Annotated in this window: 11 protein-coding genes and 1 tRNA gene; 10 read left to right on the forward strand and 2 right to left on the reverse strand. The window is 47.0% G+C overall.

Annotated elements, in window-relative coordinates:
• Positions 1 to 64: 64 nt before the first annotated feature.
• From EOE67_RS04015 to EOE67_RS04030, 4 genes are read left to right on the forward strand one after another with little or no spacing between them, the layout of a single operon-like run.
• Entirely contained in the window at positions 65 to 925 is an 861-nt protein-coding gene (locus tag EOE67_RS04015; protein WP_127697766.1) for a fructosamine kinase family protein, read from the forward strand.
• Between the two features lie 29 nt (positions 926 to 954).
• Positions 955 to 1,605: a hexitol phosphatase HxpB gene (hxpB, locus tag EOE67_RS04020; protein ID WP_127697767.1), complete on the forward strand. Its 651-nt coding sequence runs from the start codon at positions 955 to 957 to the stop codon at positions 1,603 to 1,605.
• Positions 1,602 to 2,399, forward strand: coding sequence for a pteridine reductase (locus tag EOE67_RS04025; RefSeq protein ID WP_127697768.1), 798 nt, complete (start codon positions 1,602 to 1,604; stop codon positions 2,397 to 2,399). Before hxpB ends, EOE67_RS04025 begins: the two co-directional genes overlap by 4 nt.
• Before the next feature lie 45 nt (positions 2,400 to 2,444).
• Positions 2,445 to 2,645, forward strand: coding sequence for a CPXCG motif-containing cysteine-rich protein (locus EOE67_RS04030; RefSeq protein WP_127697769.1), 201 nt, complete (start codon positions 2,445 to 2,447; stop codon positions 2,643 to 2,645).
• A gap of 38 nt (positions 2,646 to 2,683) precedes the next feature.
• Here EOE67_RS04030 and EOE67_RS04035 read toward each other — a convergent pair whose 3' ends face one another.
• The gene (locus EOE67_RS04035; protein WP_127697770.1) at positions 2,684 to 3,319 is read right to left on the reverse strand and encodes a riboflavin synthase subunit alpha; all 636 of its coding nucleotides are present in this window, start codon (positions 3,317 to 3,319) and stop codon (positions 2,684 to 2,686) included.
• A gap of 102 nt (positions 3,320 to 3,421) precedes the next feature.
• On the opposite strand from EOE67_RS04035, the gene EOE67_RS04040 reads away from it, so the two are divergent.
• The 6 genes from EOE67_RS04040 to EOE67_RS04065 all read left to right on the forward strand — a co-directional run bounded on the left by EOE67_RS04040 (position 3,422) and on the right by EOE67_RS04065 (position 11,051).
• Positions 3,422 to 4,795: an MATE family efflux transporter gene (locus tag EOE67_RS04040; RefSeq protein WP_127697771.1), complete on the forward strand. Its 1,374-nt coding sequence runs from the start codon at positions 3,422 to 3,424 to the stop codon at positions 4,793 to 4,795.
• A gap of 19 nt (positions 4,796 to 4,814) precedes the next feature.
• On the forward strand, positions 4,815 to 5,894 hold the full coding sequence (locus EOE67_RS04045; RefSeq protein WP_127697772.1) for a DUF3080 family protein: 1,080 nt from the start codon (positions 4,815 to 4,817) through the stop codon (positions 5,892 to 5,894).
• A 130-nt stretch (positions 5,895 to 6,024) separates the two neighbouring features.
• Positions 6,025 to 6,101: transfer RNA gene (locus EOE67_RS04050), tRNA-Val, on the forward strand.
• A gap of 435 nt (positions 6,102 to 6,536) precedes the next feature.
• The gene (locus tag EOE67_RS04055; RefSeq protein ID WP_206099424.1) at positions 6,537 to 8,237 is read left to right on the forward strand and encodes a phosphate ABC transporter substrate-binding/OmpA family protein; all 1,701 of its coding nucleotides are present in this window, start codon (positions 6,537 to 6,539) and stop codon (positions 8,235 to 8,237) included.
• A gap of 32 nt (positions 8,238 to 8,269) precedes the next feature.
• Positions 8,270 to 8,920: a hypothetical protein gene (locus EOE67_RS04060; RefSeq protein WP_127697773.1), complete on the forward strand. Its 651-nt coding sequence runs from the start codon at positions 8,270 to 8,272 to the stop codon at positions 8,918 to 8,920.
• A 424-nt stretch (positions 8,921 to 9,344) separates the two neighbouring features.
• Complete coding sequence (locus EOE67_RS04065; protein ID WP_127697774.1) at positions 9,345 to 11,051, forward strand: alkaline phosphatase D family protein; 1,707 nt, start codon at positions 9,345 to 9,347, stop codon at positions 11,049 to 11,051.
• Positions 11,052 to 11,119: 68 nt separating this feature from the next.
• Here the strand turns inward: EOE67_RS04065 and EOE67_RS04070 are convergent, their stop codons facing one another.
• Positions 11,120 to 13,441 carry a TonB-dependent receptor gene (locus EOE67_RS04070; protein ID WP_127697775.1) on the reverse strand — a complete coding sequence of 774 codons (2,322 nt, stop codon included), beginning with the start codon at positions 13,439 to 13,441 and terminating at the stop codon, positions 11,120 to 11,122.
• Between the last annotated feature and the right edge of the window lie 227 nt (positions 13,442 to 13,668).

Here is a 13,668-nt window from a genome sequence, read left to right on the forward strand (position 1 = left end):
CTATTTTTGTTCCATACTTGATTCACCTCGCCGTTCTGGTCGGCTGCAATCACGGAGCAAAGATATGTGGCAAGCGCTTGCTGAGCAAATCAGCGCAGAATTACAATTCGATTTTCAGATTGAGCATAAACAGCAATTACCCACCCACTCCGGCAATTTGCTTTATCAAATCCAGGGCCAGGAACAACAATTTTTCGTCAAACTAAATCAACGTGAAGTGCGGGACAGTTTCGAAACCGAAGCCTTGAGCCTGAACTATATAACGCAGCGCCATTGCCTGCGCACTCCCAAAGTCATTTGCGCAGGACAAACACTGGATAAATCATTTTTGGTGCTGGAATACCTACCACTCAGTAGCGAACATCCTTATGGCTGGCAGGCACTAGGCCACCAACTGGCCTTTTTGCATCAGGCCGATGATCAGGCGATGTATGGTTTTGACTGGGATAATTATCTGTCTGCCACCATGCAGCCCAATCAGTGGCAAGCCAACTGGTCGAGCTTTTTCTCCGAGCAACGAATTGGCTGGTTGCTGCAGCTTTTGGCCGAGCAACAGCAGCATTTCGGCGACATTGATACCATTGTCGAAAAGGTCCGCCAGCGCTTACATGGTCACCAACCCAAACCAAGCTTGCTGCATGGCGAGCTGATCCGCAGCAATATTGGTTTTTTAGGCGAAATTCCGTTGTTGTTCGACCCGGCCTGTTATTTTGGTGATCGGGAAGCAGATTTGGCTTATGCCGGGATGTTTAACCCGTTACCGGCCAGTTTCTTTACCGCTTACCAGCAGGTAAATCCGTTGCCTGAGGGTTACCTGGAACGGAAAGATCTTTATAATCTGTACCATCTTTTACACCACGCTTATTTGCGCGGCGGTCGTTATAGCTGGCAAGCGAAAGAATATATTCAGCAATTGCTAGGTTAAATAACACCAGCCGCCCGTTTCGGAGATGTATGTCAGCTGCAGTAATTTTTGATATGGACGGTTTGTTGCTTGATTCCGAAGATTTCTGGCAACAAGCTGAGTTTGAAATGTTTTCGTCATTAGGCGTGCCGCTTCAACCTGAGGATACCGCGCAAACGCTCGGCTGGCGCTGCGACTATGTGGTGCAACACTGGTATGCAAAATTTGCCTGGCAAGGCCCAACACCGGCCGAAGTCGGCGATGCCATTATTGATAACGTGATCCAACTTATTATTCAGCAGGGTAAATTAATGCCGGGCGCACGTGAAGCCTTAGAGTTAAGCAAAAACTTAGGTTTACCAACCGCGCTGGCGACTTCTTCTAATCATCGAATGATGCTGGCTACACTCGAACATTTTGATTTGCTGCACTACTTTCAGGCGACTTGTTCGGCCGAATTTTTGCCTTTAGCCAAACCACATCCACAGGTTTACTTAAATGCCGCGGCAGCTTTAGGAATAGAACCACAGCAATGTGTGGCGCTGGAAGACAGTGTGACCGGGGTGATCGCGGCAAAAGCGGCGCGGATGCGTTGTATCGCTATTCCGGAGCATGCCAACTTCGACGATAGCCGTTACGGTATTGCCGATCTGAAGTTGCCATCATTGTTGCAGCTGACTGGCGCGGAGTTATTACGATGAGTGAAACTCCGGTGATTAATCAGGTATCTCAAACTAACGCCAAAGTCGCATTGGTCACCGGAAGCGCCAAACGCCTTGGCCGGGAAATCATCCGCACCCTGCATCAGGCCGGTTTTCGGGTTATTGTGCATTGTCGGCAATCTACGGCTGACGCAGCGCAACTTTGTCAGCAGTTGAATGCGCTAAGGCCAGACTCAGCCTGCTGGTTAAAAGCAGATTTAAACGATGACATCGCGCTTGCTGAATTCGCAGCGAAAGTTCCACAGCAATTCGGTAGACTCGATGTGCTGGTTAATAATGCCTCCAGTTTTTACCCTACACCGGTTGGCAGCGCCACATTAACGCAGTGGGATGATTTATTTGGCAGTAATGTCAAAGCTCCTTTTTTCCTGACACAGGCATTTGCCGCTGAGCTTTCCAAGCAAAAAGGTTGTGTAATCAATCTGGTAGATATCCACGCCGAAAAACCACTGGCAGAGCATTCTGTGTATTGCATGGCCAAGGCGGCGCTGGTGATGATGACCAAAGCGCTGGCGCGTGATTTAGCGCCTACAATAAGAGTGAACGGCATTGCCCCTGGTGCTATTTTATGGCCAAGTGCGCACACAACAGCAATGCCCACGCTGACCGAGCAGGATAAAACCGGCATTCTGGCGCAAATTCCGCTTGGTCATTTAGGTCAACCCACAGATATTGCGCAAACGGTTTTGTTTCTGGCAACTTCGCCTTATATCACCGGGCAAATTTTGGCGGTGGATGGTGGTCGAAGTTTAGGCGGCGCTAATAAAGCGTGACGGCGCTCGTCCAGCAAGCAACCGCACTGCGCGCTGGAGGTGATGATGGACTTAATCCATAAAACCATACTCTGCCCATTTTGCGGCCACCCAACCCATGTCACGCTGGATGTCAGTGGTGACGATCAAGATGATATTGAGGACTGCAGCAACTGCTGTAACCCCATTCATATCGTCACCCACAAAGATGAACTGCACAAAAGCGTGCAGGTGTTTGTGGACGCCGAAGACGAGCAGATTTACTAACAGCAGGATTGTCGGCAGTGAAGTCGCGGTATCAACCTTTATTCTGGCGCTATCAAGCCACGCGCCAGCAATAAGCGTTCAACTGTTTGCACTATGGTATAACTTTGCTGGTCAATTTCGATATTGACCTTGTCACCACTTTGCCTGTTACCAAGGGTGGTGAGTGCCAAAGTCTCCGGAATGATATGTAGCCAAAATCTGCCGCCTTCAACCGCACCAACGGTCAGACTAATACCATCGATGGCGATAAAACCTTTACTAAATACATAAGGTTGCCACTGGGGCTCCAGCTGTAACTGCAGCGCCCAATTGTCGGCAGTTTGCATAACCTGCAACACTTCAGCCTGGGTTTGAATGTGACCTGACAATATGTGGCCGCCAAGTTCACTGCCAAGCGTTAACGAGCGTTCAAAATTCACGGCACTGCCAACGGTTAACTGCCCCAAATTGGTTAACCGCAGCGTTTCATCAATTAAATCAAACTGTACCCAACCAGGCTCTGTTTGCGCATCAAAGCCAGTCACTGTCAGGCAAGTGCCGTTAATCGAAATACTGGCGCCTTGCATTAAATTCTGTAGCAACCTGGCGGCCACCTGCAATCTGAGTTTTCGAAAACCAGGGCGATCTTCGATCTGGTCGACAATGGCGGTGCTCTGAACTATTCCGGTAAACATCTGTGCCCCTTTTTGTGCTAAATTGCAGTGAGTTTTACGCGTCCACCATGACATCGGAATGTCATGGTGGAAACGTGTTGCATCCTAAGCCTGCGAGTTGCCATGTTACCTTTTTCCCGCTTTGAAGCCAAAACCATCCTGAAACTGTCTGGCCCTATCGCGCTGGCACAGTTAACGCAAACCATGATGTACGTCATCGATACGCTGATGGCTGGTCGGGTCAGCCCGGTTGATATGGCCGGTATCGCCGTTGCATCTGCGCTGTGGCTGCCGATTATTCTGACTTTTCAAGGCTTGTTGCTGGCGTTGACGCCAATGATTGCGCAACATTTTGGCGCCGGCCACAAACAACAAATTACTGCTGTCACCCTGCAAGGTGCTTATTTAGCATTTGCGCTGTCACTGATCATTTTCCTGTTGATGCAATTTATCGCCATCCCACTTGGCATGATGGAAATGGACGCGCTATTGCGGCAAAAAGCGCTGGATTATATGGGTTATATTGCCTGGGGCGTGTTCCCGGCGGCTGGTTATATGCTGCTTCGAAACCTGTTTGAAGGTATCGGTTATACCAAAGCCGCCATGTGGATTAGCTTTATCGGGATTTTGGTCAATATTCCGGCCAATTATGTGTTTATTTACGGCAAGTTTGGCATGCCGGAATTGGGTGGCGCTGGCTGCGGCGTTGCAACGTCGCTGGTATTTTTAGCGCAATTTATTGCGATCTGTATTTATGCGCTGATCAGTAAAAAGACCGCGCCGTTCCGGCTTGCCCTACCCGATTATGGTCCGAAATTAGCCGAAATCTGGCAGATAGTTGCACTTGGCACGCCAATCGCTTTTGCGATGTTTTTTGAGGTGACGTTGTTTGTCTGTATTCCGCTGATGATTGTGCACCTGGGCCCAATCGTGGTCGCTGCGCATCAAATTGCGAATAATTACAGTGCGTTAGTTTTTATGTTGCCGCTCAGTATGGGCATGGCGACCACCATTCGGGTTGGTCATCTGGCGGGCGCCATGGATGTGCGGGAACTTCGCACTGCGATTAGTACTGCCGTTGTGATGTCGATTGTGATGGCGTTTGCTATCGCCGGCTTTACTTATGTCAGCCGCGATTGGGTCGCGTCGCTTTATACCAAGGATCCGGTCGTCCTTGCGATGGCAAGCTCAATTTTAGTGCTAGCCTGCCTGTATCAAATTTCTGATGCAATTCAGGTGGTGTGTAATTGCGCCTTACGCGGCCTGAAATACACCAAGCCAATCTTTTTTATCACCCTGATCGCTTATTGGCCGATTGGGTTTGGCCTTGGCACTGTGCTTGGGCTGACCGACTGGATAGTGCCCAAAATGGGCGCGCAGGGATTTTGGGTGGGCATTATCATCGGTTTAACGGTTGCCGCCGTATTGTTAGCATGGCTTCTTCGCAAACAGCTGCGCAAAATTGAATACAACCAACAACAAACAATCACGACCTAAACATCTACCGGCGCGGTTGATGTTGCGTTTTGACGGGCGGAAGCTGCGGCCAATTTGGGCTTTGTGGTTGCTGATAACCACCGTCTTAGCGGGCTGCAGCCGGATTGATGCCAACACATTATTCAGCGATTACCAGCAGCGTCTGAGCAGAGTGCTGGATCTACCGGCTGCAGAAGTGCAGCTGACTCCGCTGCCGCAACTATCCCCATTACCGCCACTACCGGCGATCCGTGAGCTTAAATATCAGCTCACCGACAGTCGGCTGAATCTATTGGATTTAGTCGCGCTGCGACATTGTAACCTGCAATTATTAATTGCTGAGCGCAATAACAGCCTTGGCAAAGTGATGAGTAGCGCCAATCTGCTTGGCTACGAGCTACAGCTTCTAGCCGGGCTCAAACCTTGTCTGGTCCATCCGGATTTAACCGACGCCCTGAAAGCTGATTTACAGCAAATTTATATTCAAAAACAACAACAACTGCCGCTGGTATTACAGAATTTTTTAACCACGGACCTGACCTTGCGCAAGCAATTAACCGGTCAACCACGGTTACTCACGCAAGGCGCCAGCAACGCTGTGGCAGAACCACTCACCGCCCTTAAAAATCTCAACGTCCTGAAACAGCAGGTGTTGGCGCAGCACGAGACTATCTATCCAACACTGACCGCTGCTTTTATTAATCAGCAGCTTGCTGTGCTCCATCACGGCAGTTTTATTGCCGACTGGCAATATAGTTTGCGCCAAAGTAACGCCTGGCTGACGCTGCTCAATCAGCAATTGTCAAAGCTTCCTGTCGCTAGTCTTTGTCAAAAGCAGGCGAAAGTGGAGATCCTGAATAACATTCTTATGCAGATTTTTATCGCGAAAGTGCAAAGTTATCTGGCGGAACTGGATGGCATCAGTCATCAGCTGCTGCCGGAACTCACCCTGCTCTATCAAGGAACCAAACTTGAGAATAGTGTTGATGAGCGCCTGGCAAAACCGGCGCAGCAGCTACGGGATTTAATGAAACACCATGTCAGTTGGTATCAGCAGTTGCAGCAACAATGTGGTACAAAACCGCCGTCACCCAAAGGACAACACGCAGAAAACCGCTGATTTAGCACAAAATTGCAGCGCTTGAATGACTAGGCGGAAAAATCGCTTGCAATAGCCTGACGGCGAAAATACTATAGCGCTCGTTGCGAAAATCGCCCCCGTGGCAAGATTTGCAACAAGATTACAAAATGCGTCCTTAGCTCAGTTGGTTAGAGCACCACCTTGACATGGTGGGGGTCGGTGGTTCGAGTCCACTAGGACGCACCAATATTGCCCTTGGTACCCTTTCCTTTTTAGTTCTCAGTTTATATATTGATATCAATGATTTAAGCATATTTTCTGGCTCAAATCTGGTGTTTATGCTTATTTTCGAATCAATCTTTCTCTGACTTGCCAAATCAGTTTATCTCTGAATTTTCGTTTTTGTGCCCAAACCGGGCACAAAAATTCACTTATAAATCACGCCAATAAAATATTTTTGAAACCCTTGTTAAAACATTTTTTATTCATGGCCAAATTCAGCAAAAGTCTCGCCTACTCTTTAAGCCGTTTAACTTCATTATTTTCTTAAAATTTGTGGTAACCATTTGTTTATGAACTTCGCATTATTTATTGCTTGTCGACGCAGTGATGTCACTTTTTTGAAATATGACTGCATTAACGTAATAGGGTTTTCTATTAGCAGTAAATTAGGTACACGCCGTGAACTCGAATACTCAAAATTCAGCAATCCTGGCTTCTGCGCTCGCCAGACTGGTTCAGCTTTGCCAAACAAATTTTCAAATCCAGTTGTCACAATCCCAACTGGAACTAAATCGTGAATACCGTGAAACAGTCATTGCCGAATTGTCCGAACTGGAAGATCCGCAGTTGAGCTCTTTGTTAGCAGAAATCTCGCAACTATCTGCTACATCCGTCACTAAAGCAGTTTCAGCTGCTGAAGATAGCAAGCAGCCAGCTATAAAGGGACGCAAATCAATATTATGGCCAGCGGTTATCCTGCTCATTGGTTTAGCCGGTGCTGGGGGCTGGTTTATCTCCACTGCAAATCATAGTGCACTGAGCGTTGCTGCGACAACTGGCGACACAGCGGCTAACGCGGCTGCGGACGATAAATCAACAAATGGAGTTGCATCGCAATCGCCCACAACGTTACAACCCATTATTCGTTTACATGGTTCGAATACTGTCGGAGAAAAACTCGCTCCGGTATTGCTGGAAGCATTTTTGACCCAACAAGGCGGTTCAGCATTTTCCTGGCAGCAACAGAGCAGCGAAACCGAACGGCGCGTCACCTTTATCGATGCTGGCAAGACAAATACAGTACAATTACACGCTCATGGCTCAAGCACCGCGTTTAAAGACCTCCTCGCCGGAAAAGCAGACATCGGCATGTCATCAAGACGGATCAGCAGTGACGAAGTCACTCAAGGCATATCAAAGCTTGGCGATCTCAGCAAAATAGGTAACGAACATATTATTGCGCTGGATGGTCTAGCGGTCATTGTCAACCAAAACAATACGTTAAAATCAATTTCAACTGAAGTTTTGTCAAAAGTATTCGCTGGGGAAATTACCCGATGGTCGCAGCTTGGCGGCGCAGATAAACCTATTGTTGTGTTAGCACGAGACGATAACTCCGGTACCTTTGATACTTTTAACAGTCTGGTATTGAAAAAATTCGACAAAACCTTAACTGACCAAGCCCGGCGCTTCGAATCCAGTACCGAACTTTCTGTTGCAGTGGCACAGGACGAAACCGCTATCGGCTTTATCGGGCTGGATTTCATTTCTTATAACAAAGCATTAGCGATTTCAGAAGGTGCAGATACCGCACCAATTTACCCAACCCGCTTTACCATCAGCACTGAGGACTATGCATTATCCCGCCGATTATACTTGTACACACCAACTTCGGCTTCCCAAACTGCCAAGGACTTCGCCCAGTTTGCTATTTCAGAACAAGGTCAGGCTTTAGTCGAACAGACCGGCTTGATTTCGCAAAATATCAAAGTAGAAAAAACCTTTGCGATTGATGATGCCCCGGCGTCCTACAACCGTTATGTCGAAACCGGACAACGTCTATCGCTGAACTTCCGCTTCAACCAAGGCGAAAATGATCTGGATAACAAAGGTAAGCGGGATTTAGAGCGGCTTATCCGTTTTATGGAACAAAACAGTGGTCGTCGTTTGGTATTAATGGGCTTTTCTGATGCCGTAGGTGCCGAGGAGACTAATACCGATTTAGCGATGCGACGGGCCAAAGTTATAGAACGTGAACTCGTATCACGGGGCATACCAGTGATGGCCGTTGAGTCTTATGGCGAAATGTTACCTATCGCAAACAACGACTCGGATACCGGACGTGAGCGGAACCGTCGGGTCGAAGTTTGGGTTATTTAGAACCGTAGCCGCAAGTTATTGAGGAAAATTATATGTACCGATTATTTTCTAATGCCAGCAATTTACGAGCGGTCTTTGGCAGTTATAGTACGGTTGAAGCCTTAAGGGTAAAATCGAACATCGATTTAGTAACTCGCAGATTAAAAATTCCGTCGCGCGCTTTATTAGAACAAATGAAACAAGAAGGCATTTCGTTAACTGATTTTGAACAGAAGGTCACCTCAGAAGCCGACTGGTCAATGATGTCTGAAACAGTGCTAAGAAGCCATTTGCGCGCAGCATTTTTGGATGAAATTAAACTTTATGATGCGCTTGCCGCGCTGAGTTTGTCGCAGCAAGCCGATATCCGAGATGTGATGTTGGACGTTGTGTCGTTTTTACATTTACCATCTGAAACATTGCTTCGCCGGATGCAGGATGAAGGCCTTACGCTGGATAAACTTGGCGTAAAACAAGCTGCCATTAGTAAAATCGATGCAATACGCGACAAATTAAATTCGTTAAACCAACAAAGCACAGCTCAACAGTCAAGCCCCACCAGCCATCCTGATGATTCAATCGCAAGCCTTAAACAGCGGATCCAGCAACTAAAAAATCAACCGGCTGAGACAGAACACAACGAGTCTCAAGTTCCACTGAATGTCGTCGCTTTGGCCCGTTTGCGCGAGAAATTAAAGGCTTAAAGGCATCAACATCCAAATGCTTTATTGGCAAGTTCTCTTTATTTCCAATAAACTATTTTTGATATTTCAGAAATAATGATGACAGGATTTTACTGCTAAATTAAATGCGCCTCATTGAGTTCGGGAACAAAAATGCCTATGAAAAGACGCATTAAAAGCTCGACTTGGAATCGATCCAAACCCGTAAAAAACGTCCTCTGAAAAACTGGTGGTTAGTCGCTGAAATTCTAAAATGACAACCAATCGAAAAACTTATGACTTTCGTCTGTCGGCAGTCAATAAGTTACCCATTATTTATTGCTCCGGCAAATAACGGATGCTCAATGAAAGCAATAAGTGAAAACCCTCCCCTTAACACAACGAATTTAACCATGCTGAAACAATAAAGTTTTACTCTTATTGAAATTTAATAAGAGGTTGATTTATGACTAACTTTTCTCGTCGGGACTTCCTGAAACTGACAGTGGCGGCTTTGGCCGTTTCGAGTGTTTCTTCGATGGTAACTGGCTGTGCGACAGTATCCGATGTGCACAATTTCAGTCGGGTCATGTTCAGCCACGGCGTGGCCAGCGGAGACGCCACACAAAACAGCATCATTCTCTGGACCCGCGCCCTGCCACTGCAGACGGGAGACCGTGTAGTCAATTTGGGATGGCAACTCGCCTTCGATGCTCAATTCAGCCAAGTGATCAGATCTGGTCAAGTGTCCACATCTGCTGATCGAGACTTTACTGTCAAAGTCGACGTGCAGGAACTTCCAGCCGGCTTGAACTACTTTTATCGCTTTATCGGTGCAGACACTCAAAGTACCGTTGGCAAAACGAAAACCTTAGTTTCAGCGCAATTAACAACATTAAAACTCGCGGTTTTTTCCTGTTCTAATTATCCGGCAGGCTATTTTAATGCCTACCGGGAAGCGGCGTTACAAGCTGATTTGGATGCAGTGATCCATCTCGGTGATTATATTTATGAACACGCAGCTGATGGTTATGCCACTGAAAAATCTGCCGAAATCGGCCGAACCTTTGCAGCTGATAACAGCTCCGAAATTCTCAGCCTGGATGATTATCGTAAACGCTACGCGCTCTATCGCACCGATGCTGGACTCCAACAATTACATGCAGCAGTACCATGGTATTTGGTTTGGGATGATCACGAAATTACCAATGATACCTGGCACAGTGGCGCAGAGAATCATCAGACGGAAAGCGAAGGTGATTTTCTGGTAAGACGGATGGCCGCTGTTCGCGCATATTATGAATGGCTACCGATCAGACCACCTCAGGGCGAAGCTAGTGTACAGATTTATCGTAGCTTCGATTTTGGCAATTTACTCAGTCTGCACTTATTAGACACCCGGGTCATCGCCCGTGATGAGCAGCTTGATTACAAAAACTATAGTGACAATAAAACCGGCAAATTTGCCGCGGAACGATTTGCAACGGACATCAGTGCTGAACGCTCGTTACTCGGTCAGGAACAATTGGCCTGGCTTAGTGAAAAACTGAAGCAGTCAAATTGCCACTGGCAGCTCTTAGGGCAACAAATATTGATGTCGAAAATGCATCTTCCGGCGGAACTGTTAAGTGTGCAGGACTACAGCAAACTGCCAGAAAAATTAAAAGCGTTGGTTGAAGTGAAAACCAGGGTGCTCAAAGCGCAAGAAGCCGGCAAGCCAGTCGACCCGACTGATTTCGCCCGGGTGAATCAGTTGATGCCCTACAATCTTGACGCCTGGGATGGTTATCCAAGAGAGCGGGAGCAGCTATACGCTATAGCGAAGCAACTGAACAAACCATTGGTGGTGATCGCTGGTGACACACACAACGCCTGGTACAGTCTGTTAGTTGACCAACATGACCAGCAAGTTGGGGTGGAATTTGCCACACCCAGTGTCAGCTCTCCAGGCATGGAATATTATTTACAGGTTCCACCGGCACAAACTGAGGCATTGGCACATGCTTTTAGTCTGCTGATTAAGGATTTGCAGTGGTGTAACCTGCATCAACGTGGGTTTATGCAGCTATCCGTTACTCGTGATCGCATCACATGTGAATGGTTGTTTATCGACAATATTCTAAGCGAGAATTATCAGGTCGTGGCACGGCATCACCAAATTTACCCGTCCTGACATCCACAACTATCCTCAGCAAAAAGCCCTGCAAGATTGCAGGGCTTTTTGTTTACAGATGACGCAAATTACATAAAGGTTTTTCGGAACTCGACACCAAACATCCGAGGCGTGCCGGCAATAAAACTCGGGAAACCAAATGAACCGCCAGTGTTACCCGCATCAACAAGGTACTGCTTGTCAAACAAGTTACTGGCGAACAGAGTAACCGCCCAATCCTGAGCGGTATTTTCAAAGCCAAAACGTAAACCTGTCAGTTGAACCGCCGGTTGTGCGATATCAAAACCAGCGATCGGCGTGTTACTTTCTTCAAAAAAGATATCACTGCGGAAGGTGTAAAGTAATGAACTATTGATCCGATAGTTACTGCTTAATTCTTTCGAATATTGCAGACCCGTTCCGGCAGTATATTCTGGCTGTAACCGGAACCTGTTACCCGCCAACTCGCCATTACTGCTATCGTCATCAATTTTCGCGTCGATCCAGGCCAGATTGGTAAACCATTCCAGCTCGTCGGTTAAAGCCAACTTGAGTTCAGCTTCCACCCCCATGTTTTTCGCATTACCTGCATTTTCAACGAAAAAGTTACCTGCGCTATCCTGACGGGTCACCTGGAAATTCTGGTAATTCTGATAAAACATCGAGACCGCATAAATCAGCTGATAATCTTCAATGCTGCCTTTGACACCCACTTCATAGTTCAGAATGCTCTCTGCCGGAACTTCGGTCACTCTTGGGATCACCCCACTGCTACTATTTGCAGAACTAACGTCAATAACCTTTGATCGCCGTCCTTTAGAGATGGTCGCATAAAGATTCGCTTGCTCGTCCAATCGATAAAGAGCATTGAAACGAGGTAACCAGGCATCGTCAGTTCCCTCTGCACTAAAAATTCTACCAGCCGTTGAAGCGACGGGTAACAGTGGCACTCCTGCCAGTAATGAATTGGCAAAGTTTGATGCATAGCGGCTAGTTTTATCTTCGTCGACGTAACGTAATCCGGCAGTCAACTCAAGTTGTTCGTTTAGTGCAAAACTAACGTCTGCAAAAGCAGAATATGCAGAATTTTCACCGTAATTTTTAAATTCACCGCTATACGGGAGAAGCTGGGCCTTTCCGCCGGTTAATACCGGGGTAAGTACGTTGACACTCCCGTTTGGATTGATGCATGGAACTTTAACGGGGAGCAGACCCATACAAGCCAAAAATACCGATTCTTCTGTACTAAACGGGACTCGTTGCGCCCCTTCTTCGTCGAAATAGCTCACACCAAAAAAGCTGTTCAGCTTATCTGAAGCATAATTTAATCGAAGCTCCTGACTGAACTGCTCGCCTGTGGCATCTTCCGCAAACTCCAGGAACCATGCCTGGGTACCATCGGCATCAAATACTTCCAATGAATCAAAATCACGTTTCGCGGTGATACTGTTAAGGCTCCAGGTGCTATTTAAATCCCAGCTAATCGACAGGTTTAAATCTTTAACCGTCCTTTCTACGCCAAGCTCTGCTTTACCAAATATTTGTGCTGCAAGTGGACTACCAGTTGCTTCCACAAAAGTGTATGGACTATTGTCGCCACCTGTTGGAGAGAATTTTCTGCTTTTAAATGAGGTACCGCTGTCATCATTTTTTTCGTAGTTGTACACGAGATCAACGGTCAGGTTTTCCGTTGGAGTGAACCGTAACGAAGGCCGGATCCCTACCCTGTCCATACCGTTCATATCGCGTTGTCGTTGCGCAATATTCTTGATGTAACCGTCACGCTCCCGATATGTAAATGCCAGTCGACCTTGCAACTGCTGTTCACCGCCGGTCATATAACCCTGGACATTTTTAGAAGCGAAATTTCCAGCACCTACTGACAGGCCTGCCTCAAATTCTTGTTGCGGTTTTCGAGTTGTAACACTTAACGCGCCTACCGAAGCCGCGGTGCCAAACAGTGTTGCCTGTGGACCTTTGACGACTTCCACTCGTTCTATATCAAACAATTCAAAATACGAGCCACGCGAGCGGGAAATATCGCTGCCATTGTAATAAACCGAAACGCGGGGTGCGGCCTGTGCGGAACCACTGTCAGATGTAATACCGCGGATAACAAAACCCGGGTTGTTGGGACTTTGTTCCTGAATCACCAATCCTGGTGTAATTTCTGACAAAACATCCAGATCTTGAATACCCAGCTTTTCAAGCGTCTCACCGGAAAAAGCAGTAACCGTCACTGGAACATCCTGGATCGCTTGAACGCGTTTTTGTGTAGTAACTTCGATGCGCTCTATGTCTTTTTCGGCATCATTTACTGGTGCCGCATGAACAGATGAGATCCCAAACGACGCGAAAATAATCGCATCTAACATTTTAATTTTAAATTGTTTTTTTATCAGCTTTTGCATTTTGATCGTCCTATTTAATCAGCTTGCGCTAAACTAATGACTTCAAATGACAACTGCGGGTTAAACGGATGACAGATTGGTTAAATTGGTAAGACCAGTTGTAGCGGGAGGAATTTTACTCACAGTGCTGGCAGACTCATTTTGCACATTCCTCCTATTTAACCGAGTCGGAAGGTTCAATAACGGTTAAGTCGGTTCGACGCATACTCGATTCAAATGAAACTTAC

The sequence above is a fragment of the Rheinheimera riviphila genome (genome assembly GCF_004005945.1).
GTDB lineage: Bacteria > Pseudomonadota > Gammaproteobacteria > Enterobacterales > Alteromonadaceae > Pararheinheimera > Pararheinheimera riviphila.

Excerpts from the sequence above, each read along its gene's own strand:
- EOE67_RS04030 (WP_127697769.1), top strand. The coding sequence starts at position 2,445 with ATGGACTTAATCCATAAAACCATACTCTGCCCATTTTGCGGCCACCCA.
- EOE67_RS04060 (WP_127697773.1), top strand. The coding sequence starts at position 8,270 with ATGTACCGATTATTTTCTAATGCCAGCAATTTACGAGCGGTCTTTGGC.
- EOE67_RS04025 (WP_127697768.1), top strand. The coding sequence starts at position 1,602 with ATGAGTGAAACTCCGGTGATTAATCAGGTATCTCAAACTAACGCCAAA.
- hxpB (WP_127697767.1), top strand. The coding sequence starts at position 955 with ATGTCAGCTGCAGTAATTTTTGATATGGACGGTTTGTTGCTTGATTCC.
- EOE67_RS04040 (WP_127697771.1), top strand. The coding sequence starts at position 3,422 with ATGTTACCTTTTTCCCGCTTTGAAGCCAAAACCATCCTGAAACTGTCT.
- EOE67_RS04070 (WP_127697775.1), bottom strand. The coding sequence starts at position 13,441 with ATGCAAAAGCTGATAAAAAAACAATTTAAAATTAAAATGTTAGATGCG.
- EOE67_RS04015 (WP_127697766.1), top strand. The coding sequence starts at position 65 with ATGTGGCAAGCGCTTGCTGAGCAAATCAGCGCAGAATTACAATTCGAT.
- EOE67_RS04065 (WP_127697774.1), top strand. The coding sequence starts at position 9,345 with ATGACTAACTTTTCTCGTCGGGACTTCCTGAAACTGACAGTGGCGGCT.
- EOE67_RS04035 (WP_127697770.1), bottom strand. The coding sequence starts at position 3,319 with ATGTTTACCGGAATAGTTCAGAGCACCGCCATTGTCGACCAGATCGAA.
- EOE67_RS04045 (WP_127697772.1), top strand. The coding sequence starts at position 4,815 with ATGTTGCGTTTTGACGGGCGGAAGCTGCGGCCAATTTGGGCTTTGTGG.